Consider the following 23,990-nt stretch of genomic DNA (forward strand, 5'->3'; position numbering starts at 1 on the left):
AACTATACTTTGAGCAGTCAGTAATTAGCACTCACCGAATCAGCCAAAGCTGATACCTGATAGCTCCCTTAAACTAAACGCTCAATTCATAACCGTGCAGAGTATAATGATGCACCCACCTAAGATGCGTCTGCTTTGGGGAATTCAATGGCTTCGTCACCCGCTCCACTTCCGACAGGAGAAATGGGCAATTGCAGCGGTTTCTGTAGGATTAATCGCCTTTGCTACCTTGGGCTTGAGAGTGCCGACAGCAGTGGCACAGTTGACTCGGGTTCAGAGTTTCAGCATTGCTCAAAACGAGTTAGACATTAATTTGTTGTTTGTTAACCCAGCGACTGGGGATGACAATAAAGGTAACGGCAAAGCGGATTCGCCGTTCAAAACGATCGCCCGAGCCTTGCAACTTGCTCAACCCAACACCGTAATTCTGCTCGCTCCAGGTATTTATAGTGCGGAAACGGGGGAAAGCTTTCCTCTAATTCTGAAACCAGGTGTGACGATTCAGGGCAATTCCCGTACTAGGGGGCAAACTATCGAAATTCGGGGAGGTGGGACGTTTGAAAGTTCTACCGCTAAGAGTGAGACTATTACGATTCTAGGTGCTGACCAAGCCACCTTAACAGGAGTCACCATCACCAATCCTAATCCAGCAGGCTATGGTCTTTGGATTGAATCGAGTTCTCCGGTGGTTGTAGACAATACCTTTACGGGTAATAGTAATGCTGGAATTGTTATTAAAGGCAACAGTGCGCCAACTATTCGCAGCAATTACTTCTACAATAACGGCGGCAAGGGAATTATCGCTGACGGCACCTTACAAGCAGATGTGCGGGAGAATGTTTTTGAAGGAACTGAGAATGCTGCACTCCAGTTAATCAGCGATCGCCAAACAAGGCTACCCAGTACTAAACCCTCCACCAACCTTAGCAATGAAGCGGACAACACACCGATAGCATCTGGCAATTATCCCAGAACAGAACCTGACAGTAATCTTACTGGGGAAGGGGCAAACGGTGAATCCAATCCTCAAATCCCCTTCCCTGCTGCTGAAATCAAGCAGCCAGAAAGACAGCTACAAAATGTCCCCTTAAATGGGATAGAAAATAACCTATCGACTTCAGGTGTTGACTCTACGACAACTGGAGAAGCGAATAATCCTTCAGATTCAGCCCCTGCTGCATCAACAACAACTGTTAATTCACAACCCGATAACTCTACTCCCCCAGACAGCGTGGCAAGTTCCTCAACCCAGAACGAAGTTGCCGAATCCTCATTGGCGAACTCTATCACGGCTGCATCCTTTCCCGTTCCCTCCAGTCTAAAACCCAAACCCTCAACCTCTAGGGTTGAAGTCAGCTCAACACCAGCAACGTCAAACTCCACCAACGAGCAAGCAATTCCTCAACATCCTGTTATCAACGAGTCTACTGCTTCTCCTCCAATGGCAGCAATTCCTCCCCAAAAACCTTCCTTCAATTCTGCTCAAATCCCAATGGTTCAGGCAACTCCCCAGAGTGAATCCGTGGAAATTCCCGTGCCGCAACCGGAGTCTGCTGCCATACCACCTGCATCTGAGCAAACATCTGAGGAGTCTGGTGTAATTGCGAGTTCTCAACCCAACTCAGTAGAAAATTCAGTCCCTGTACTCAACAGTACTAACCCATTAGCAGATAGTGGTGCAGGGCAGATAGCGGCAGTAGGGGAGCAGCGTTACCGGGTTTTGGTTGAGGTAAAAAGTGATAGCCAACAAGAATTAGTGCGATCGCTCGTTCCCGGTGCGTTCCGTACCTCATTAGATGGGCAAACCCTGATGCAAGCGGGATTATTCAGCACCCGCGAGAATGCTGAAAAAATTCTGCAACTGCTTGACAGTAAGGGTTTAAATGCCACGATTGAGCCGCTGAATTGAGGGACAAGGAGACAAGGAGACAAGGGGACAATGGGAAAATTCCCTTATCTTTTCATCTTCAACGCCTAAAGATTCGATGGAATTAATCATCTTTATCGGTTTGCAGGCTTCTGGAAAAAGTACCTTTTTTCGCCAACACTTTGCAGAAACCCACCTCCTGGTTAGCAAAGACTTAATGCGTAATAATAAAAACCCTTCCCGGAGGCAGGCACAACTCATTAAAGAGGCACTTCGTGCGGGACGTTCCGTGGTTGTAGACAATACTAATCCCAAAGTTGAGGATCGTGCAGCACTTATTCAATGGGGTCAAGTCTACGATGTCCAAATAATTGGTTATTACTTTAAATCCCAAGTAGAATGTTGTCTGGAACGCAATCAGCAGCGATTGGGAAAAGCTAGGGTGCCAGACGTGGCAATTTACGCCACTATCAAGAAATTAACACCCCCTTCTTATACAGAAGGATTTCATCAGCTATTTTACGTGCAGATTGTTGCTGAGTTTAGGTTTAAGGTTTCTTCATTTCTTAACTAAACCCTACACCCCTTCTTCGTCAGTCGCAAGAATAGGGGAGGAATAACGGGCAGGATCTAAACTGAAGTTGTACAATTGAGGCAGCAACAAGGCGGAAATTGCTGGTTGCTATAGGGGAACTATTAACCTGCACTCACCTCTTAAATTTAGTTTTCAAGACCATGAGTTTATCCTTGAAGCAGCTAACCGTTTATCTGACTTTACTGGGCTTAGGCGGTGGAGCAGGAGTATTGGGTAGTCAGTATCTCATGGCAGAGCAGCAGGTGGTAAAGCCCCCGACAGCAATGCCTGCCGTATTGGAACCCTTTTCAAAACCATTAACTCGTCCGGCTGACGAAAACCTCAACTTTATTGCTAGGGCAGTAGAGCAAGTCGGACCGGCTGTCGTGAGGATAGATGCGGCACGTCAGGTATCGAACGAAATTCCAGAACCGTTGAAAAACCCCTTCTTCCGTCGGTTTTTTGGGGATGAGTTGCCAATTCCAGAGCAACACGTTGAGCGAGGCACCGGTTCCGGGTTTATTCTCAGCTCCGATGGGCGGCTGATTACCAATGCTCATGTTGTTGATGGGGCTGATGCCGTAAAAGTTACTCTTAAAGACGGTCGATCATTTGATGGGCGCGTCATGGGTACAGATTCGGTGACAGACATTGCTGTTATCAAGATTGATGCCACGGGTTTACCCACTGTACGTTTAGGAAAAGCGGAAACGCTAATTCCAGGAGAATGGGCGATCGCTATTGGCAATCCCTTAGGTTTAGATAATACCGTGACCGTTGGCATCATTAGTGCTTTGGGGCGATCGAGTTCTCAAGTCGGTGTTCCAGAGAAACGAGTCAGCTTTATCCAAACTGACGCAGCAATTAACCCTGGTAACTCGGGGGGACCATTGTTGAATGCGAAGGGCGAAGTCATTGGCATCAATACAGCTATTCGAGCCAATGCCCAAGGTTTAGGCTTTGCCATCCCGGTTGAAACTGCTGACCGAATCTCTAATCAGCTTTTTGAAAATGGTCGCGTTGAGCATCCCTACCTGGGCATTCAGATGGTGACGCTAACACCAGATGTGAAGAAAGAAATCAACCAAGACAGCGAGGCAGGTATCAAAGTCACCCAAGACAAAGGTGTCTTGATTGTCCGTGTCGTTCCTAACTCACCAGCCCAGCAAGGGGGACTCAAACCTGGGGATGTTATTCAAAGAGTTGGCGGTAAAGCGATTGAGAGCGCCTCTGACGTACAGGAGCGCGTTGAAGCCAGCCAGGTGGGTTCTGATTTAGAAATTGAAGTCAGTCGCCAGGGTAAGGCAGAAAAAGTCTTAGTGCGACCGGGGGCGTTTCCAGCTAAGGAATAAAAAAGTGATGGAGAGCGATCGCTTTCCATCATCTCTTTAACTTTAATGGGTAGGGATTGAGGCAGTTCTTCACTCACCTCCAATCCCACCGTGCTACTTCGTTTCTGGTTCCGAGAACTCAGCGTCGATGACATCATCGCCACCAGAAGCAGCATCAGAACCGGGCGCACCAGCACCAGGAGCACCAGTACCAGGAGCACCAGCACCAGGAGCACCAGCTTCTGCACCACCGCCACTTTGTTGATACAGGTTAGCACTGATGCTGTAAAGAGACTGCTGTAACTCAGTCGTCAAAGTCTTAATCTGCTCGTCGTCTTCTTTGGCAACAGCCTCTCGCAAGTCTTTAATCAGCCCTTCTACCTTCGTCTTATCAGCGGCTGGGACTTTGTCACCCAGTTCGCTGATTTGCTTCTCAGCTTGGTAAGAGAGAGAATCAGCTTGGTTCTTGCGATCAATTTTTTCACGGCGCTCTTTGTCAGCAGAGGCATTGGCTTCTGCTTCCTTGACCATGCGCTCGACATCCTCATTCGGCAGGGTTGAAGCCCCAGTAATGCTGATCGATTGCTCTTTATTTGTACCTTTGTCTTTGGCAGTGACGTTAAGGATACCGTTGGCGTCAATATCGAAGATGACTTCAATTTGGGGTACGCCACGAGGAGCTGGAGGAATTCCATCAAGACGGAAAGTACCCAGACTCTTGTTGTCGTTGGACATTTCCCGTTCACCTTGGAGAACGTGGATTTCTACGTTCGTTTGACCATCCACCGCCGTGGAGAAGGTTTCTGACTTCTTGGTGGGGATAGTGGTGTTACGGGGGATGATCTTAGTCATGACACCGCCCAAGGTTTCCACACCCAGAGATAGGGGCGTGACATCCAACAGCAGAATGTCTTTAACTTCACCCGCTAGCACACCTGCTTGAATTGCCGCACCAATGGCGACCACTTCATCAGGATTCACGGTTTGGTTGGGATCTTTACCCAATACCCGCTTGACCACTTCTTGGACGGCAGGAATACGAGTCGAACCTCCCACTAAGACAATTTCATCAATGGCGCTCTTGTCAAGTTTGGCATCGCGCACCGCATTCTCAACGGGGATGCGGCAACGGTCGATCAAGTCAGCGCATAGTTCTTCAAATTTAGCCCGTGTTAGGGTCATGTCCAGGTGCTTGGGTCCATCCTGGGTTGCCGTGATGAAGGGCAGGTTGATTTCAGCTTGCGTGACGCTAGAAAGCTCGATCTTAGCTTTCTCAGCGGCTTCTGTTAGGCGTTGCAGGGCTTGCTTATCTTTACGCAAGTCAATGCCTTCAGATTTTTGGAATTCTGCGGCTAGGTAGTCAACGATTTTCTTGTCGAAGTCGTCACCCCCCAAGTGAGTGTCACCGGAGGTTGCTAATACTTCAAATACACCGTCACCCACTTCCAGAATGGATACGTCGAACGTACCGCCGCCAAGGTCAAATACTAGAATGGTTTCGTTGCTCTTCTTGTCTAAGCCGTATGCCAGAGAAGCAGCGGTAGGCTCATTGATAATCCGCAGGACTTCAATGCCTGCAATTTTGCCCGCATCCTTGGTGGCTTGACGCTGGGAATCATTGAAGTAAGCGGGAACGGTAAGGACGGCTTGGGTAACGGTTTCACCGAGGTACTTGGATGCATCCTCGACTAGTTTGCGCAGCACCTGAGCTGAAATTTCTTCGGGTGCAAACTGCTTACCTTGGGCTGGGCAGTCTAGCTTGACGTTATCACCAACCTTGAGGACTTTGTAAGAGACTTCGGTGGCTTCATTCGTGACTTCACCGTGTCTGCGCCCAATGAAGCGTTTGACAGAGTAGAAGGTGTTTTCCGGGTTCATTACCGCCTGACGCTTGGCGATTTGACCCACCAAGCGATCGTCGCCATTTTTCGCATAGGCAACCACCGAAGGGGTTGTACGAGCCCCTTCAGCGTTAGCAATAACGGTGGGTTTGCCGCCTTCCATGACAGCTACACAGGAGTTTGTTGTACCTAAGTCAATTCCAACAACTTTTGCCATAAGAGTGTTCCAGGTTCGTTTAACTACAAATATCGGTGGGGTATGGGAGTGTCACCATTGAATCCTAATTGGTTCAATCAGCAGCTACCGCGAGCATCTCTTGCCATTGGCTTGCTACCAATCTCTATACTGAACAGAGTTTGCCTGTCTCATGAAGGAGGGGTTGCCGAACCTGAGATGGGACGGTTCTACCTCGGATCGTTTTTGCTACTCTTTCTCCCATCAAGGTCAATCAACATTCATACAGTCTGCTGATTGCTATCACTGTGTCTAATGTAGGAAAATCAATGGCTCTAGGTATTGGTGCGAACCGTAAAGAATCAGTTGTGTTTGCCGTCTGTCCCACTAGTTAGGCGATCGCAAATCCAGGGGAATGGCTACGCTGCCGGATAGGAATTTCAATAACAAACTCTGTTCCTTGTCCCGGTGTGGAAACGCAGTGGATGCGTCCGCCGTGTTTTTCTACCACAATCTGATAGCTGATTGACAAACCCAATCCCGTACCTTTACCGACTGGTTTTGTCGTGAAAAAGGGATCAAACAGACGCTGACGCACGGTTTCTGTCATGCCAGAACCGTTATCAGCAATTCGGATTGCGACATGGGGGTTAATCGCTGAACCTTGAGGGCGACTGTCCCAATCCTTTCCTTCCTCGATGTCGGTACAGATCACAATTGTCGGTACGACGGCAGGACATTTGCCATTTGTCGTTGCTAATTGAGAATTTTGCGTTCTCAACTCTTCCAGAGCATCAATGGCATTACCGATCAGATTCATAAATACCTGATTGAGTTGCCCCGGATAGCATTCTAATAGGGGAAGATCTCCATATTTTTTAATAACTTTAATTTCAGAATGACCAGGCGCTGCTTTGAGTTGATTCTGCAAAATTAGCAGGGTATTATCGAGTCCCTCATGGAGATTCACTGATTTCATCTCAGCTTCATCCAGTCGTGAGAAATTTCGCAACGACAGCACTAAGTTTCGAATGCGGTCTGCTCCCAACTTCATTGAATCAATAATTTTGGGAAGATCCGTTTTTACAAACTCTAAGTCAATTTCTTGGGTAACTTCCTGAATAAGTCGTTCTGGTTGGGGATACTCTTGCTCGTAAAGTTGCAGCAGGTGCATGATATCTTGAATGTACTGAGAAGCGTAAGCAATATTGCCGTAAATGAAATTAATTGGATTATTAATTTCGTGTGCCACTCCAGCAACCAGTTGACCCAGAGAGGACATTTTTTCGGTTTGAATGAGCTGACTCTGGTAAGAATGTAATTTTTGGAGAGCCTGTTTCAGTTCGTTGGTTTGTTGCTTTAATTTAGCTTCGCTTTGCCGCAGTGCCGCCTCTACCCGCTGGCGTTCCTGAATATCTTGTTTGAGCTGGAAATTGGCTTGCGTTAACTGAGCTGTTCTTTGCTCAACTTTTATTTTCAACTGATCGTGTGCCTTCAGGAGTTCTAACTCGGCTTTCTGGCGTTCAAAAATCTCATGGCGCAGCCGCTCATTTGTCTGTTTTAATTCAACCGTTCGCTCCTCCACTGCTTGTTGCAACAGTTCAATGACACCATACATATCGGCTGGGTTGAGTACTTGCAAAAGACTGGTTTGGGAAACAATTCCCACCAATTCTCCCCAATCCCCTGTGACAATCAGACGGCGGACATGACGGCGATGCATTTCTTCATGGGCAACCCACAGTGAATCAGACGGATGCAGACAAAAGACTGGTGTACTCATCACATCTCCAGCACACATCCGTGACATATCCAGTTCTAGTGCCTGAAATTGCACGATATCTCGTTCGGTGACAATGCCAACAGGAATTATTAAGGATTGGGAAAAATTCTCTCGTGTTTCCCCAGCTTCCCAATCTTGTTCAGCGATAATAACACAGCTTACCTGATGCTCTGTCATGAGCTGGGCTAGCCTCAGTCCTGAAGCCGTTACTGGGGCGTGAATGACTTGGGTTGTCATGACATCTTTGACACACCGCAGTCGTGTCAATAGATTGACGGGTTGCAAGGCTCGACGAATGCTCTCGTGGGTGACAATGCCCATCGGTTGTCCTTGCTCGTCTACAATCGGTAGGTGGCGAATTCGATGTTGGCGAAACAGCCCCAGCGCTGTAAAAATGTCGTGAGTCTGGGACTGTCTAAGCAGGATTGGCGGTTGAGCCATGATGTCGGCAATTTTGACCTTTGCTAGGGAAATCCCGGTTGCCGTCAGCTTCACGATATCCCGCTCTGTAAAGACGCCAGCCAGTTGTGACTCTTTCATGACTAAGACACAGCCTGCGGCGGTATCAGAAACATCGAAAAGGAGTTCTCCTTCCTGACTGATGCAGGAAATTTTGCCAGTCTGTATTTCCTCGCTGCTTTCACCTAAAGGGCTGGCTGGCAGCATACAACTCCGAAATTGACTCATGAGCGCCAAAACATCAACCAATAGGGTATCTGATGCCACGGTCAAAAAATGAGAGTCAATTGCTGGATCTAACGCTAGGGAATGGTGTCGCAGACCTAAAGGCTGCATGAGCAATTTCTATGAAGTTGGCATTGACATAACCCGAGAGGTTCGCGCAGCATTCAACTGTTCCTAGAAATGCCCTACTGCCCGAACGGGAGTTTTTACAAAGGCAGAGGGCAAATTGGGAGTGGAGTTAAGGTAGTAGCTGACGCTCAGAAAGAAGGAATTTTTTTCTGCAGTTATGTACAGATAATTTTAAGGTAATTTTAAGCTCTGAACCTGTGAGCCTCCCCTCATTTTTTTAGAAATTGCAATAAATCCTTACATTGACGCAACAAATCTTTACATTGCTTAAGTTTTTGTACCTAGCTACCCGGTTCGCTGCTTTTATTTTTTGATGAAGTAATTAATAACTGATTCTTGAAAATGCACAATTACTGGAAGTAATTATAGTGAGACTTTTGATTGTAACAATTTTAGAAAAAAAATGAAGGAGAAAGGTTCAAAGAAAAATTCTTTTTCCTCTTCACCCTTTCCCTTAAAAGTTGTGCTTATTGGGGCAGATCTGTAGAATAGACCTCTCCTCTGGCAACTATCGGGTTGTAGTACTCTAGAGTTCCCTATTCCCTACTTCTGTAACCAGCCTAATGACCAAGCGTGCCTTTGCCAAAGAATTTTGGCGGCTCTTTCAAGGTATAAACCTCAGTTTCTGTGGCGATCGCTTTGCGGATGTAGGCAAGGGTTTGGAATAGTCCCAACAGAGTCATACCATCAACTAGTTGCAAACCCCCTGCGGTTTTTTCTTGCAGGAGTTGATCGGTAGTGGCAGGATCGGGTTGTGTGGCGATCGCTTCGGCTGAGGCGATCGCAAACCCCCACGGAGAGCCATAGGTAGGGGTATAAGACGTATAGGAATGGACGTTAGGAAATACTGCCTTGAGAGTATTGACTAGACGTGCGTGAAGCCTCAGTTCACTAGGAGCTACAGGTCCAGCTTGCACCACAAAATACCCACCCGGTGCCAAAACCCGCTGAACTTTTTCAAAGTACTCTTTGGTAAAGAGCTGAAAGGATGGTCCTTCTTCTATCGGATCAGAAAGATCAGAGATAACAATATCCCACTGCTGGTCAGTATTGTCTAAGACTTCTAGGGCATCACCTATAATCAGATGGGTACGCTTGTCATCAAAAGCATTTTGATGCATTTCTGGTAAGTGTTCGCGGCACGCTTCCACCACCTCACCATCAATGTCTACCATCGTCACCTGTTCAACGGTATTCCAACGCAGGATTTCCCTAACTGTCGCTCCCTCTCCACCGCCTAAGACGAGTACATTGCGAGGAGAGCCATGGCAAATCATAGCGGGATGGACGAGGGCTTCGTGGTAAAGGAACTCATCACCCGTGCAAGACTGCCACTTACCATCCAGAACCAGCGCTTTGCCATAAACACCAGTTTCAACGATATACATTTCCTGGTATGTCGTTTTTTTGTAAGCCAGAACTTTAATGACGCCGTGAACGTAAACATCCCAAGGCGTAATGTACTCGCTCATCCAAAAATCAGCACCCACTTGGCTACCAGCCATCAGACTACCCTCCTTGACCCTAATTTGGACAGATAGCCATTATTGCAGAAGAGTGGAAAATTTCTATCTACCTGGTGTTATATCCGGGTGTCACACTAGGAATTTTAGGGAATGGGACACAGATTAAACTGGGTTTAGGAGCGATCGCTATGTTCGTGAAACAGTTTCAGTATCTCGTCAAAGAGCGGTTCCCCTGCACGGGTTTGTAGAATTGCTTGGACTAATCCCATAAACTTTTCATCTTGTTGGGGATTGTTCTCAATCAGTTTACTGGCGGGATGGAAAATCATGTCGTCTGTTTGCAATTCATTCGTCTTGCCAGTTTGGAAGCCCGAAAACTCTGGCTTCCAGGAAATTGATTTGCCCCGCAGCGTAAATTGAAACCACTCAAGTTTGCCGTTGCGTAGTTCTACAACCATATCGAAATAAGGCTCCCCCCCCTGGTACCAGATTTTCGTCATCCCCTCCTTGGCTGGACTCATTATCCCTGGGTCAATCTGTCGTAGGGAAGCACCTAGTCTTATCATTTCATCGTGATCCATCAGCGTCGTGATTCCGTTCCCAGCGATCTGGTTCATCCAATCATACTGAATCATAAGGAGGCAGGCTCATCATTAGACTCTATATGTATATGTATTCGATACAGAGTCCTTGTCAGGGACTCCGGATACATAAACTTCTAGCCAGTGCTTATCGGATTTCTGGAGAGAAGGGGTAGGCTCGAGCCTAACCTAACTTATTAAACAAATCTGAGAGTACTGTGTTGGAAAACAAGAACCCCTCTGGATCGCTTAACCGTACCCGTCCAGTCATTGGTAGTTTTTGAGCCGCTTCAAGATGAACAATTTTCTCATCCGTCCCCCTGACTTCTACCCAACCGTCTTGGTAGTAAGGCTGCAAGCTTTTCCAAAGAAGCTCTAGCGTCTTTGCTCCAAACTGCTCTTGCAGAGTAGACAAGCTCAAACCTTCTGCCAAGCGCAATCCCAGCATTAAAGTCTCTAACAAAACATCGGTATCTGAAAGTTTGGGATAATCTAAGATGCCACCCACTTCAACAAGCTGCTGTACCCAGGCGTAATATTCGCGTCGAGTCCGAGCGCGAGTGAACCGTTGCCCTCGAAGGTAACTAGCTGCCCCCATGCCAAAGCCGTAGAAGGGGCGGTTTTCCCAATAAACCCGATTGTGACGGCATTGATGACTAGGTAAGGCGTAGTTGGAAATCTCGTAATGCTTGTAACCTGCATGGGTGAGAACTTGCTGGGCGAGGCGGTACATCTGGGCAGTTGCGTCCTCTGTTGGTAAGGGTTTGTTGCCTGGGGTGTACTGGCGTCCAAAGGCGGTGATGGGTTCTACCGTTAGGTCATAGCAGGAAATATGAGTGGGGGCAAGATTGATGGCGGCTTCTAAGGATGCGTGCCACTGCTCTAGGGTTTGATGGGGGAGTCCAGAAATTAAGTCTAGGCTGAAGTCGGGAACCTCTACTTGGCAGATTAAATCGATGGCGGCGAGTATATCCTTAAGCTGGTGCGATCGCCCACAAGCGGTTAGTAGTTCATCCTGAAATGCCTGAACTCCCAGGCTGATTCGCGTGACCCCGGCGTTCCGGTATCCTTGGATCTGTTGTCGGCTAAATGTTCCTGGATCTATTTCCATAGAAATTTCAGCCTGGGCAGCAATTCCAATGTACTTTTCTAAGGTAGCCAGGATGCGTTCTAGCTGTTCGACGGATAGTAGAGAAGGGGTGCCACCGCCGAAGAAAACCGTTTCTAAAGAGGAGTTGGGAGCTGGTGTTATCGCTATTTCTTGACATAACACTTCGACATATTGCGCAATAGTGCCAGAAGTACTGCCAGTTGCTCGATCTCCGACTACAGAAACGGGAAAGTCACAGTAGTAGCATCGTCGTCGGCAAAAGGGAATGTGGACATAGGCAGAACTGGGAACTTCAAACTCGAATTGTTTCTCAGATTTCTTTAAGGAATTTAACACGTTCTTTTTGCCTGACTTGACTATGTTCAGCCAATTCTTAATGCTTAATTAACACTTATTAATAAAGACGGCGATCACGCTAGATCAGGTTGTATCAAGTCAACTCTCTAACTGCCAAAAATCTCCCTGACTAGAAAGGGCAATTGCATGATTGATTTAACCCAATAGGTATAAAGAGGTAAAATAGCGTGAAAGATATAATGAATGTGACCGTCAACTATCATTTTTTTTCTACTAAATTCCTTAAGGAATTTCTACACCAATTACTTGGATCGGAACAATGCTTGATTTTGTCATTATTCTTTTATTCATCCTAGCAGGGGCGGGGATAGGGTTCGATAGCGTCGAATTACTACCCCCATCTGCCCAAGAGCAGGTAACTAATCTAGAAGCGTTACGCTGGACTACTGCTGGCTTTGCCGCCCTTATTGGTCTTGCCGTTGGTTTAACGGTACAGGTGACTTACCGTCGCATAGAAGCACAAGTGCGCCAACTGCCGATTGAGGTGATTTTAACCAGAGCTGTTGGTTTAGTGTTGGGACTGCTGCTAGCCAACTTGATGCTGGCACCCGTTTTCTTGCTGCCTTTCCCATCAGAGTTTGCCTTTATTAAACCCATCGCTGCCATTTTGGGCAGCGTGATGTTTGCCTTTTTGGGGATTAGTCTGGCAGATACCCACGGTAGAACCTTCTTGCGGTTGATCAACCCCAATAGCTTGGACACTATTTTGGTGGCAGAAGGCACCCTCAAATCAGCATCGAGTAAGGTTTTAGATACGAGTTGTATCATTGATGGTCGCATTGAGGAGCTGCTCAATACGGGCTTTATTGAGGGTCAAATCTTAGTGCCGCAGTTTGTCTTGCAAGAATTGCAGCAATTAGCGGATGCTGCCAACGATCAAAAGCGAATTCGAGGGCGTCGGGGATTGGATATCCTTAAGCAGATGCAACAAAGTTACCCAGATCGCTTGGTTGTTCACCCAGCCGATTACGAAGACATTCACACTGTAGATGCTAAGTTAGTGCGGTTTACTCAGGAAATCAATGGGACCCTCGTAACCAATGACTACAATCTGAGTAAAGTTGCCAATTTGCAAAAAGTCCCGGTTCTCAATGTCAATGATTTAGCTCATGCAATGCGCCCAATTTACCTTCCCGGTGACAGCCTGGAGTTGAAAATTCTCAAAGAGGGCAAAGAACCCACTCAGGGAGTTGGCTATCTGGATGATGGCACGATGGTTGTGGTGGACGAGGGGCGCAATCTGGTTGGCGGTGAAGTGCGGGTGGTTGTGACTTCAGCGTTGCAGACTTCAGCGGGACGGATGATTTTTGCCCGACCTCAAGCGTCTGTTGCAGCGTGAGAGATTCAGTAGGGTTTAGGGGATTATGGGGATTACAACCCTCTCTTTTCCCCCTTTTCCATTTTGTCCAACTGGGGCGATTGTACAACTTATCGATGCGATCGCTTGCCCGATTACCCCACCAAGTTTTGCGATTACGGGATTGTTGGTATAGGAAAGAACACTGCTATGCAAGAATAGTTTAAGTTGTCGGGGTAACTTCCGGCTAAATTCAGGCTGTTGGAGAGAAAACGAACTTTTTTATGAAAGTTGGCGATCGCGTCCGAGTGAAGACATCTGTTATTGTTTACCACCATCCTTCCCAACGCAACGAACCCGTTGATATTAAAGGGATGGAAGGCGAAGTGATGGGAATTGTTACGGAGTGGCAGGGAAGACCTGTGAGCGCCAACTTACCGGTGCAAGTCAAGTTTGACAAAAAATTTCGCGGTCACTTCCGGGAAGACGAGCTAGAAGTCTTGTGAGCGCTGCTAAATCCCTAATCCTAGGATTATCCAGCTCATTCAGGTAGACAGCAACGCCCATAACCAAAAAGTAGGGGAGGGATACGGCACGAGCAACAGTAGTTTCCAAGCTTCAAATGCTCATAATGCCGTGTCTCTACTCCACTAAAAATCATCTTTTGCCCTCCATCAGCGGCGACAGAACCAAGCAAACAGGTTGATATCACCTTGCATTTTCTGGAATTCTTGCTGGTGGCATTTAGCGGTTAGGCGATACCACTCGCAGTAGCGCTTAAATTCCTGCCGATGGTGCGCTTCTCTGTAAAATTTATGAGTGATTTGGTAGCTAGCAAAATTATCTGCTGGAGGTTGTGGTGTAGGAAAAATTTGGTGAAATCCTTCTAGCATTGCGATTGGGGGCTAGGGGTTGGGATGGCTTAAGGGTCTATATTGTCAAGTGTACATTATGCTACTTATGCAGCTCTAGCTTTGACGTGCGATCGCTTTTATCGATATTTCGCTCACTGAGCTAGCAGTACTGGCAAGGATAACGGAAATCGTGAGGCTTTTAGGAAATGTAGGTTTCATCAGAGCCGACAATGCCAACTTTATGGCGAAACATCAACTCCCCACCATACCAGCCACTAACCAAGAGCAGTACTGCCACCACCCACGACAAAATCAGTCCTACAGGGAGAATGATAGTTGCTGGACTGACCCATCGGAGGATGAAATTAATGGTGGTTAGTCCAATGGCAGTAATGTTGACAACCATGTGTACCCACCCTGCCGTGCGCCTGCGGACTCTCGGAATGTTGATGAAATCTGCCATACCAATAATCCCGGCGGCAAGACCTGAGAGCAACCCCACTCCCAGTAACCAAACCGAGGCTTGTGCCCAAAATGTATCCTTGGTTAGCCAGTAACCCAAATCTGTACCAGCAACAAAACTCAAAGCCCCTATCGGGAAGATAACGATGATGGGATGGATGGGATGACCAAAAATGGCAACGGAACTCGTAACTCCTGTCCCTCGATACTCGGTCTGGCGACTATCAATGAGGGGTGGAATACTTGAATAGGGAACATTGGTCTGTGTTTCTTGCTGAAACTCTCTGCTTTCCATTTGTTTCTCCTAGCGATCGCATGAAATTGATTGTTTGCTTTATTGGGAGAGTTTTGGCACTGACTCTAATCTGGATTTCAGCCAATTTCCAGCTTCCTTAAGGTTCTGCGCTAAAGGCTCCTGGACGTTAAGAAACACACGAGCACAATTGCGACCAGGCAGTCCGGAAATCGAACCACCGGGATGGGTGCCAGCACCGGTTAAGAACAGTCCATCAATGGGGGTTTGGTAGTTGGCAATTTCGGGTAGAGGACGGAAGACCACCATTTGCTCTAAGGTCATGTCGATATGATAGTGGTTGCCTTTATAGACCCCTAAGCGATCGCTCAACTCCGCCGGACTCTCAACCCGACGGGCAATCACGGCATTTTTGACATTTGGCGCGTAGTCTGCTAGCTTATCCATCAGCCGATCTGCTACTTTGTTCTTTAGCTCATCTGTCCAACCCGTACCAAAGAGTCCTGTTCCTTCCGCGCCTTCAATTTGATAGGGGGCGAAGAATTCAATCCACAGGGTATGCTTTCCATCGGGAGCCATTGAAGGATCGAGTACCGTCGGCACAACAACGTAGAGAGATGGATCGCTGTCAGGAATCTGCCCCATGACTGGCAAATTATGAGCTGCTTCTAGCTGATTCATGGAATCTGCAATCAGCACTGAGCCTATCAAGTACTCCTCTTTGTGATCGTAGCCTTCAAAGCGGGGAGCTTCTGAGAGGGCGCAGTCAATTTTGAAAATACCCTCGTTGCTGTTAACGATGCGGCGCTTTAGACGTTCTCGCAGTTCGGGAGCAATCGCCTCTGCGGTAGCGGGTTCAATTAACTCCAGAAAGACTCGTCTAGCATCGATATTAGAAATGACGCCCTTTTCAGCTCGATATTCCTGTCCCCCCGCAACTCGCACCCCAACAGCTCGACCCTTATTATCAATTAAAATCCGCTCAACGCTTTGGTCACAGAGAATCGTTCCTCCCTTACTTGTAACCAGGTTAACCAAGGCTTGAGTGAGGGCACCTGTTCCCCCTCTCGGTCGAGCCATTCCCGGATCATGCCGTAGTGCCATCATCATGGCTCCAATAGACATGATTTTTTGGGAAGGGGCAGCACCGAGTTCTGATGCCAGTCTCGCTAGGGGAGCTTTGACAAATTCCGAATCAAACCACTCCTCAAGGGTATCCTTCGCACTACTCAGCATAGTACGAATCAGATCCAGAGTCTGGTTGGAACCCCCTAGAATCGAGAAAAGATCTTGAATATTGTGCCACCCGTAATTACCGGCGATATCTACGATCGATTTAGGTGGCGCATTGAAGACAGGGGTGATGGCTTGCGTCAGGCGATGCCAAAAGTCCATAAATTCCCTGTACTTTTGGGCATCGCGCTCGCTATAGCGAGCAATTTCTGCACAAGTTTTTTCAACGGAACGATGAGCTAAGAAATATTTACCGTCCGGGTGGGGGCAGAAGACAACTGGATCGCAATACAGATACTCTAAGCCGTATTTCGTTAGCTCCAGCTCTTCAACCACAGGACCTAAGTGAATAAACTCATGGTCAATAGCGCAAAGGTTGAAATAAAAGCCAGGAGCTTCGTCGGGTAAGGATTCTTCGGTGGTGGCTGCACCACCAGGAACGGAGCGTTTCTCTAATAGCAGAACACTATAACCCGCTTTCAATAAATAAGCAGCACAAACCAAGCCATTGTGTCCTGCGCCAATGATCACAACATCGTAAGATTCCATGAAGAAAACCGCTCTCAATCGACGATGCTTTCAATGATAGGAATCTTGGCAAAATGAATTGACCTATCCTAGGGCTGACTTTTCACGGGAAGTCTTGAGACTGAGTTGGTAGGGAAGATAGGGGAAAAATTTCAGACTAAATGTTGATTAAAATACCGCTCACTTTCCCCATCTCCCTCACCTTTTCCAAAAAAATCAAAAGGCTCCCTATTGCTAGAGAGCCTCTTGAATTAAAGCGGGTATCCTAAAATTGGATTACTACCCTAACAGTTCCTTCGCCTTAGCCACCACGTTATCCACCGTGAAGCCAAACTTTTCTAAGGCAACGTTACCAGGAGCCGAGGAACCAAAGCGATCGATACTGATCGTGGAACCTTCAGAGCCAACATAACGACACCAGCCAAAGCTAGAACCTGCCTCTACTGACACACGCTTCTTCACAGCCTTGGGCAGTACCGATTCCCGATAAGCTTCATCCTGCTCGTCAAACAATTCGCAACTCGGCATCGAGACGACACGGACTTTTTTGCCCTCACCGCGCAACTGCTCGGCAGCTTTGACACAGAGTTGAGTTTCACTACCCGTACCGATCAAAATGATATCCGGAGTGCCATCACTATCCGAAAGAATGTAACCGCCTTTGCTCACATTCTCAATTGAGCTACCAGCCAGGTTTGGCAAGCTTTGCCGCGTCAGTGCCAGCAGTGTGGGTCGTTTACGGTTTTCAACCGCCACTTTATAAGCACCAGAGGTTTCATTCCCATCCGCAGGGCGCATCACAATCAGGCTCGGAATCGCCCGCAGGGTCGGTATATGTTCAATGGGTTGGTGGGTTGGACCATCTTCGCCGAGGGCGATAGAGTCGTGAGTCATTACCCAGATAACACCTGCATGAGACAGGGCTGAGAGACGAATCGACGCCCGCATATAGTCGGTAAATACCAGGAAGGTGGCACCGTAGGGAATCAGACCCGAACCATGCAGCGCCATGCCGTTGCAAATTGCGCCCATACCGTGTTCCCGCACGCCAAAGCGGAGGTTGCGGTTTTCGTACTGACCTTTTTGGAAATCACCGGACGACTTCAGCAGGGTTTTGTTAGAGGGAGCCAAGTCAGCAGAACCGCCAATCAGTTCTGGTAAGACTCCAGCTAAGGCGTTGAGGACTTTACCGGAGTGGTTGCGGGTAGCATCCCCTTTCTCTTCTGGGGTGTAGGTCGGCAGAACCTTATCCCAACCTTCGGGAAGCTTACCGCTCATCATCCGTTCTAGGGTAGCGGCTTCTTCTGCATACTGGGTTTTGTACTTGGTGAAGAGTTTATTCCACTCGTCTTCGTACTTGGCTCCCCGGTCTACTGCTTTGCGGAAGTGGCTTAAGGCATCGTCAGGAACTTCAAAGAGTCCATGTTCCCAACCCAGATGCTTGCGGGTTGCTTCTACTTCGGAATCGCCAAGGGCTTCACCATGAACGCCGTGGGTACCAGCTTTATTGGGAGAGCCATAGCCGATGGTGGTGCGGACTTTAATTAAGGAAGGCTTGTCCGTAACCCCTTTTGCCGCTTCAATTGCCTTGTGAATGGCATCAAGGTTGGTGTTGCCTTCTTCTACAACCTGGACGTGCCAGCCGTAGGCTTCAAACCGCTTACCTACATCTTCGGTGAATGATAAATCAGTAGACCCATCGATAGAGATGTGGTTGTCGTCGTAGAAGGCAATTAGCTTACCCAGTCCCAGGTGTCCGGCAAGGGAGCAGGCTTCGCCAGAGACGCCTTCCATATTGCAACCATCACCTACGATGGTGTAGGTGTAGTGGTCTACAATCGGGCAATCGGGTTTATTGAATACAGCGGCTAGATGGGCTTCAGCCATTGCCAGCCCTACAGCATTGGAAATTCCCTGTCCCAGAGGACCTGTGGTAACTTCCACACCTTCGGTCATGAAGTTTTCTGGGTGTCCTGGGGTTTTGGATTCCCACTGGCGAAACTGTTTGAGGTCTTCGAGAGTGATGTCGTTGTAGCCCGTCAGGTAAAGCAGGGCATACTGTAACATACTGCCATGACCGGCTGACAGGACGAAGCGATCGCGGTTAAACCAGGCTGGATTTTTCGGGTTGTACCGCATAAAGCGATCCCAAAGCACGAATGCCATAGGAGCCGCACCCATCGGCAGCCCTGGATGACCAGAGTTGGCTTTTTGTACCGCGTCAATCGCTAGAAAACGAATTGAATTGATGCAAAGTTCTTCGAGAGATTGGGTTGCAACGGCCATGATTTTTATCTAAATGACTCTAGGAAACTAGGGTTTAACGCAAGATTTGTGTGAGTTAAAGCAAGGGTGACTCTGCCCCAAGGCTACACCCCCATCATCCCATTAGGGGGATCGATGATCAAGACTCACAGCTATAAGCCCAGCTAAAATTTTGTAATGCCTTTGCTTCCTAGGTTTCTAATCCTAGCTTGCTGGAGTGCATCAATTTTGTGATCCACAAAGACCCTAAAATTCAACAATAACCGGCGCGTGATCGCTCGGCTTGTCCAGTTTTCTGGGTGTTGTATCAATCCTACAACTCCTTGTACGTTTGTAGAGGTTGGAGGTGAGGTAATGATGGTCAATTCGCCAACCTCGATTGCGGCTAAACCCGCCCTGACGATAGTCCCACCAGGTAAAATGTCCCTCTTCTGGGGTGAATTTGCGGAACGCATCGGCTAACCCGAGTTCCAAGACATCCTGCAAAGCTTGCCGTTCGGCAGGGGATGCCATGATATGGTTTTTATCCTTGGGTTTGTAAATATCTCGGTCTTCTAGAGCGATGTTAAAGTCCCCGCAGATACAGAGTTCGTTGGGCTGTTCGGCTAAGAGCGATTGCACATACTCCCGCAGTAAGTTTAGCCAGCGTAGCTTGTAGTCGTACTTATCGCTTCCCACAGAAGCACCATTGGGGACGTAGAGATTGACAACCCGAATCCCATCGATAATGCCAGTAATCACCCGCTTTTGTTCGTCCAAGTCCCCCACTTCTGCAACGGGTAATACTCCTGCAAAGCCAGTACTGACGGCTTCCAAGGGTTTTTGACTAAAGAGGGCAACACCGTTATAGGATTTTTGTCCCGAATTGTAGAGATGATAGCCGAGGGACTCGAAGGGCGATCGCGGAAAATCCTCATCCACTACCTTCGTTTCTTGCAGGCAAAGCACATCTACAGAGTTATCCTGCAACCAATTCACGACTTGCTCTTGGCGGCTGCGAATTGAGTTGACGTTCCACGTCGCAATTTTCATAATTTACGGATTTGGCAACGGATTATGATAGCGGATGTAACGGATGTGTTATTGGGATTGAGCCGAGTTCAATTATCCAGACACAGGACTAACTTTAGCTCGGTAGAGTAGCTTATCTCCTTGGCGATACCCAGTGTAGCGAACTCTTACCCTATCTCCGGGTTGAGCTGTACCTGACATTAATTGATGCCACTGGGGTTCATAGGGGAGTTCGTCACCAACAGATGCGATCGCTTCTATTCCCCATTGTTGCAGCAATTGCTCTACAGGTTTGACCAAGGGCAGTAATTTCAGGGCAGATAACTGCTCATTTTGTTGCGCGGCATAAGCAGCAGTGGGCCACTGTATCAGCCAAGATTCCAGCACTTGCAAACTTGACTGCTGAAACTCTTTCATTAACCCTTCTCGCTGCTGCTCTAGCTGCTGTTGCAGTCGCTGGTATTCTTGCTTTAATGCCAAATTTTCGGGTTCAGGCGGGTTGGAAGATTTCGATTCAGGTGAAAATAAGGCTAATAACTGAGTTGCTGACACTTGCAATGCTTCAGCGAGTTTCAGCACTGTCTCTACCCGCATTTGCGATATCTGTCCTTGTCGCAGACGCTTTAGTTGTCGCTCAGAAACGCTAGCCGTGCGACTGAGTTGCCGAAAACTGGAAACACCCACCTGCTGCATCAGTTGTTGCAACAGTTGGGTGTGATGGGTTTGGGACGACTGGTTCATCGGAGTCGATAGGGTAGAAGCACAGGAATAGAGATGATTCTCCCTCTTGAACAGACCCCACTCTCCTGCTGTTACCACGAAGAGCCGCTGTTCTCGGTGGGTATCAGGAACTTTTGCCTTTATACCCTTCCTTGCCATTTCTGCTAAGACTAAAAAGCCTTTTGAAACTAGGGGATGATTCCGTGCCTCAATCAGTGTGATACTCGAGAATGCTTATCTAATCATACTCCGCAGCATCCAAGCTGTCTTCTCGTGCGTCCGCATCCGTTCCGTTAACATATCAACGGTGGATTCGTCGTTAGCACGTTCAGCAGCCGGGAAAGCCGCCCGTGCAGTCCGTACAACCGCTTCATTTCCTTCTACCAGTAGGCGCACCATTTCTTCGGCATCAGGAACACCACGGGTTTCCTCAATGGAGGAGAGTTCCGAAAATTCACTGTAGCTGCCAGGAGCAGTATAACCGATAGTCCGAATCCGCTCGGCAATATCATCCACGGCGACGGCTAACTCGGTGTACTCTTCCTCAAACATCGTATGCAGAGAGTGGAACATCGGACCGGTGACGTTCCAGTGGAAGTAGTGAGTCTTCAAGTAAAGGGTGTAAGTATCTGCTAACAGGCGAGATAGTCCGTCAGCGATCTCTTTGCGGTCTTGTTCTCCGATACCAATATTAACTGGTGCGGGTTTGTCAGTCGTTTGCATAATGCTCTCCTAATTTATAGTATCAGTGTCCGAAAAAACTCTAATTGAGGGCTGGCGTTACAATTTTCAATCTTACGCAATTAGGGGTCTGTTCGAGAATCGTCCCTGAGAAGGAACTATCTACTCTTTTGCCGTTCAAAGAATATCTTTGGTTGAGGTGGGGACTTGGGAGTAGGGAGTGGGGAAGGGGATGTTACATAACTTTGGGTGGGAAGGGAGTTGGTGAAAGATTCGCAGTTCTTAGGCTAAGTGCCTTTGTAAGACTGATCGCGGGGCGCGACGAACTCGGCACTTAATGGTTTCCTTTCCTAAGCGTTGATGTGCTTCAAATCTGTGGCAGCCGGAGAAGCCGTAGTACTGCCCGTCTACTTCTAGAACGTCGATGGGTTCTCTCAACCCTTCTTTAGCAATCGACTCCATCAGTGCTGCTACCTTATCTGGATCATTCTCTCGCGGCAGGGGACGGCGAATCTGCCGCAGTTGAATTTCCCTAATCTCTACCATCTGTGTTAGTTGCTGTCTTTCGTTCGTGAATCCCTACTTTCAAATCATAATCGTTATGACTTCGATTTGCAAGGTCAGTCTTGAGAGCTTTGAGCGTAGTGAGTAAAATAGCTGAAGTTCCTTAATAACCGCACATTCTGTAATTAGCGGTGAGGGAGTTGTTGGGTTTTGACAACCACCACCATTTTCATGCCGCTCTCGATTTGTTGAAATCTTTGTTGCTTGGGGGTAGTTTCGGGATGATTGTGGACTTCGGCTAAACCAAGGCTAACCAGAGTCAGGATGACGGTTGTGGCGGCTAAGTTACGAGTAAAGGTTAAGTTAAACACGAGCGTGTCAATCTCCTACTGTTTATACTTCAACAGTAGAATGCCCGTTTTTGCCGTAAGAAAAGCTCTATGCAACTAAAAAAGAGTGCATATCTAACGTATAGTAAGTTTCACGGCAGTCAGCGTTTTAGGGAGCATTGAGATAAGGACAATCTCTGAACTGGTATCGTGCTGATAAAATGCGATCGCGATTCTTGTCAGCTACTATCGCTACAGTAATCGTCATGAACTGCAAGAGGATGAGCAGCCCACCCAGGTATCTACCCTTTACTGATGGGCAGTGGCATATGAGCATGAGCCTCAAGGCACTTGATCCAAAAGAGTGGATTGAAATCGACGCCCATTTGTCCGAACAACTCGCGATTAAAGATCAACTGCTCAAAACCCGACATTCAGAAGTCTTCGCCAGCCTTCCAGGAAGCGAACCCAGTCAGCAAGAGGTACTAGACTTACTACTCAACCACCTGCTCGAAGAATTCCCCCAACACTATCGACGGCACACTCAAAGTATTGAAAACATCACTACTGGGCAAGTTTGGCATATCCCGGATTTTGAATCAACTCCCCTCGATTTAGCAGGGCGTCTGGTGCAAGAGGATTTATTACTCATGCAATCCACGCCTAAAGGTTATTGTTTGGCAGCAGCATCTCTGTGTTTTCCCTTACGTTGGCGACTGCGAGAAAAGTTGGGGCGTCCATTGACTCAAATCCACTCCCCTGTTCCGGGATACCAGGAAAAATTATCTCATCCTGTCGATAATTTCTTCAACCGCCTCAAATCTAATCATCCAGCTTGGCGATTGAATTGGAGTATTGTGGATTCCCCAGAACTTTTCTTCCCTCCAGAAATGGCACAAAAGGACTGGTATGCAGTGATAAATTCTCAAAATGCTGGGGAAAAGCTTTTTCTGAGAATCGAGCGTCAGACTCTACGACGGCTGATAATCAGTAGCGATATTCTTTTTACAGTTCGTACTTACGTGTATCCTTTACGAGTGTTGGAGGATAATCCAATAATGGCTTTGAATTTAGCTGAGGTTATCCGACAAATGCCTTCTGATGTGCAAGATTATAAAAATTTATTGCCAATCCGAGAGGCGCTACTGAGGTATCTTGAGGATATTGTCAAAAGTTCAGCATTGAATAATTCATAATTTATTGACGCTGAACTGACTTGAATGCTAGTGTAGAGGAGATGAAACTTCAGCATCTAAATCAATAGGTGAGCTGCTGTCTCATTTACAGTATATGTATCTATTTATACTGTATGTGAGACATCGGCTCACACCCTGTAAGACATCAAAAATGCTTGCAGAGTGTGGGTTGTTATTCTTTATGGACTTCCAGAAAGAAAAGTATCCCAATATAACGAGTGACTTGGATGTGGCATTAATGGCTACTTCCTATGTCGCCTTCGTTTGGGAATTTTTACCTCTCGGAACTTCCTTGAGAAATACTCCGTTGGCGCTAGATGCTTGATGTTTTGACGCTGTTGAAGTCAAAACTTAGGCAAAAATATGCAAACCTTTCCTACCCAAAACCTAGTTCATCCCTATGGCTATTCCGTAAATACCAGATTTAGTTCGTCTCAATGGTTGATTGCATGGAGTGATGAATTCGTCAAAAATATCCAAAACATAGATCGCAAACTTCAGGGACGCATCCTGGAAGCAATTAGTCACATCAGCGCTCAACCTACAGTATCTACAGGAGATACTGTTAAGCCGCTAAAAGGTGAATTGAAGGGATTATGGCGCTATCGAATTGGAAAATATAGGCTTGTATCCCACATTCCGCACTTCAAAATGTAGTATAACTGAAGTATGAAGGGCGCTCGCTAAAACGAGGTATTGGCTGAGTAAAAATACTTAGTTAATTAACGGAGCCAAGATTTGACTCAATGAATCAACAG

General features: G+C 47.4%; 22 protein-coding genes. 8 read left to right on the plus strand and 14 right to left on the minus strand.

The genetic code is table 11. The features are described from left to right. Positions 1-106: 106 nt before the first annotated feature. From IQ257_RS13115 to IQ257_RS13125, 3 genes are all read left to right on the plus strand, one after another. Positions 107-1,909: a DUF1565 domain-containing protein gene (locus IQ257_RS13115; protein WP_193876665.1), complete on the plus strand. Its 1,803-nt coding sequence runs from the start codon at positions 107-109 to the stop codon at positions 1,907-1,909. 76 nt (positions 1,910-1,985) lie between these two features. Then, entirely contained in the window at positions 1,986-2,441 is a 456-nt protein-coding gene (locus IQ257_RS13120) for an ATP-binding protein (protein WP_193876663.1), read from the plus strand. A gap of 161 nt (positions 2,442-2,602) precedes the next feature. Continuing rightward, the gene (locus IQ257_RS13125; RefSeq protein WP_193876661.1) at positions 2,603-3,793 is read left to right on the plus strand and encodes an HhoA/HhoB/HtrA family serine endopeptidase; all 1,191 of its coding nucleotides are present in this window, start codon (positions 2,603-2,605) and stop codon (positions 3,791-3,793) included. A gap of 93 nt (positions 3,794-3,886) precedes the next feature. On the opposite strand, the gene dnaK is transcribed toward IQ257_RS13125, so the two are convergent. The 5 genes from dnaK to hemW all read right to left on the minus strand — a co-directional run bounded on the left by dnaK (position 3,887) and on the right by hemW (position 11,878). Then, positions 3,887-5,830: a molecular chaperone DnaK gene (dnaK, locus tag IQ257_RS13130; RefSeq protein ID WP_193876659.1), complete on the minus strand. Its 1,944-nt coding sequence runs from the start codon at positions 5,828-5,830 to the stop codon at positions 3,887-3,889. Between the two features lie 349 nt (positions 5,831-6,179). Continuing rightward, positions 6,180-8,366 carry a CBS domain-containing protein gene (locus IQ257_RS13135; protein WP_193876657.1) on the minus strand — a complete coding sequence of 729 codons (2,187 nt, stop codon included), beginning with the start codon at positions 8,364-8,366 and terminating at the stop codon, positions 6,180-6,182. 578 nt (positions 8,367-8,944) lie between these two features. Next, positions 8,945-9,889 carry a fused MFS/spermidine synthase gene (locus IQ257_RS13140; RefSeq protein WP_193876655.1) on the minus strand — a complete coding sequence of 315 codons (945 nt, stop codon included), beginning with the start codon at positions 9,887-9,889 and terminating at the stop codon, positions 8,945-8,947. A 134-nt stretch (positions 9,890-10,023) separates the two neighbouring features. Next, the gene (locus tag IQ257_RS13145) at positions 10,024-10,485 is read right to left on the minus strand and encodes a hypothetical protein (RefSeq protein WP_228060677.1); all 462 of its coding nucleotides are present in this window, start codon (positions 10,483-10,485) and stop codon (positions 10,024-10,026) included. 130 nt (positions 10,486-10,615) lie between these two features. Beyond that, entirely contained in the window at positions 10,616-11,878 is a 1,263-nt protein-coding gene (hemW, locus tag IQ257_RS13150; RefSeq protein WP_322744310.1) for a radical SAM family heme chaperone HemW, read from the minus strand. A 280-nt stretch (positions 11,879-12,158) separates the two neighbouring features. On the opposite strand from hemW, the gene IQ257_RS13155 reads away from it, so the two are divergent. Both IQ257_RS13155 and IQ257_RS13160 read left to right on the plus strand, forming a co-directional pair. Then, complete coding sequence (locus IQ257_RS13155) at positions 12,159-13,238, plus strand: PIN/TRAM domain-containing protein (RefSeq protein ID WP_193876652.1); 1,080 nt, start codon at positions 12,159-12,161, stop codon at positions 13,236-13,238. A gap of 242 nt (positions 13,239-13,480) precedes the next feature. Further along, positions 13,481-13,702, plus strand: coding sequence for a ferredoxin-thioredoxin reductase variable chain (locus tag IQ257_RS13160; protein ID WP_193876650.1), 222 nt, complete (start codon positions 13,481-13,483; stop codon positions 13,700-13,702). A 168-nt stretch (positions 13,703-13,870) separates the two neighbouring features. On the opposite strand, the gene IQ257_RS13165 is transcribed toward IQ257_RS13160, so the two are convergent. The 9 genes from IQ257_RS13165 to IQ257_RS13205 all read right to left on the minus strand — a co-directional run bounded on the left by IQ257_RS13165 (position 13,871) and on the right by IQ257_RS13205 (position 22,078). Next, positions 13,871-14,089: a hypothetical protein gene (locus IQ257_RS13165; RefSeq protein WP_193876648.1), complete on the minus strand. Its 219-nt coding sequence runs from the start codon at positions 14,087-14,089 to the stop codon at positions 13,871-13,873. Positions 14,090-14,249: 160 nt separating this feature from the next. Beyond that, positions 14,250-14,807, minus strand: coding sequence for a DUF2231 domain-containing protein (locus IQ257_RS13170; protein ID WP_193876646.1), 558 nt, complete (start codon positions 14,805-14,807; stop codon positions 14,250-14,252). Positions 14,808-14,846: 39 nt separating this feature from the next. Beyond that, positions 14,847-16,547, minus strand: coding sequence for a beta-carotene ketolase CrtO (gene crtO, locus IQ257_RS13175; protein ID WP_193876644.1), 1,701 nt, complete (start codon positions 16,545-16,547; stop codon positions 14,847-14,849). A 258-nt stretch (positions 16,548-16,805) separates the two neighbouring features. Further along, positions 16,806-18,812: a transketolase gene (gene tkt, locus IQ257_RS13180; protein ID WP_193876642.1), complete on the minus strand. Its 2,007-nt coding sequence runs from the start codon at positions 18,810-18,812 to the stop codon at positions 16,806-16,808. 225 nt (positions 18,813-19,037) lie between these two features. Continuing rightward, a complete protein-coding gene (gene xth / locus IQ257_RS13185) occupies positions 19,038-19,823 on the minus strand; it encodes an exodeoxyribonuclease III (RefSeq protein ID WP_193876640.1) in 786 nt (261 codons plus the stop codon). Between the two features lie 72 nt (positions 19,824-19,895). Further along, a complete protein-coding gene (locus IQ257_RS13190; protein WP_193876674.1) occupies positions 19,896-20,543 on the minus strand; it encodes a helix-turn-helix domain-containing protein in 648 nt (215 codons plus the stop codon). Between the two features lie 213 nt (positions 20,544-20,756). Continuing rightward, positions 20,757-21,245, minus strand: a complete 489-nt coding sequence (locus tag IQ257_RS13195) for a Dps family protein (protein ID WP_193876638.1) — start codon at positions 21,243-21,245, stop codon at positions 20,757-20,759. 240 nt (positions 21,246-21,485) lie between these two features. Then, positions 21,486-21,749 carry a ParB N-terminal domain-containing protein gene (locus IQ257_RS13200; protein ID WP_193876635.1) on the minus strand — a complete coding sequence of 88 codons (264 nt, stop codon included), beginning with the start codon at positions 21,747-21,749 and terminating at the stop codon, positions 21,486-21,488. Between the two features lie 143 nt (positions 21,750-21,892). After that, on the minus strand, positions 21,893-22,078 hold the full coding sequence (locus tag IQ257_RS13205) for a hypothetical protein (protein WP_193876633.1): 186 nt from the start codon (positions 22,076-22,078) through the stop codon (positions 21,893-21,895). A 239-nt stretch (positions 22,079-22,317) separates the two neighbouring features. Here IQ257_RS13205 and IQ257_RS13210 point away from each other — a divergent pair, with 239 nt between their 5' ends. The 3 genes from IQ257_RS13210 to IQ257_RS13220 all read left to right on the plus strand — a co-directional run bounded on the left by IQ257_RS13210 (position 22,318) and on the right by IQ257_RS13220 (position 23,889). Continuing rightward, positions 22,318-23,232, plus strand: a complete 915-nt coding sequence (locus IQ257_RS13210) for a heme-dependent oxidative N-demethylase family protein (protein ID WP_228060678.1) — start codon at positions 22,318-22,320, stop codon at positions 23,230-23,232. A gap of 151 nt (positions 23,233-23,383) precedes the next feature. Further along, entirely contained in the window at positions 23,384-23,557 is a 174-nt protein-coding gene (locus IQ257_RS13215; protein ID WP_193876631.1) for a hypothetical protein, read from the plus strand. A gap of 38 nt (positions 23,558-23,595) precedes the next feature. Beyond that, on the plus strand, positions 23,596-23,889 hold the full coding sequence (locus IQ257_RS13220) for a type II toxin-antitoxin system RelE family toxin (RefSeq protein ID WP_193876629.1): 294 nt from the start codon (positions 23,596-23,598) through the stop codon (positions 23,887-23,889). The last annotated feature ends 101 nt before the right edge of the window (positions 23,890-23,990 follow it).

Source organism: Coleofasciculus sp. LEGE 07092 (assembly GCF_015207375.1).
Taxonomy (GTDB): domain Bacteria; phylum Cyanobacteriota; class Cyanobacteriia; order Cyanobacteriales; family Coleofasciculaceae; genus LEGE-07092.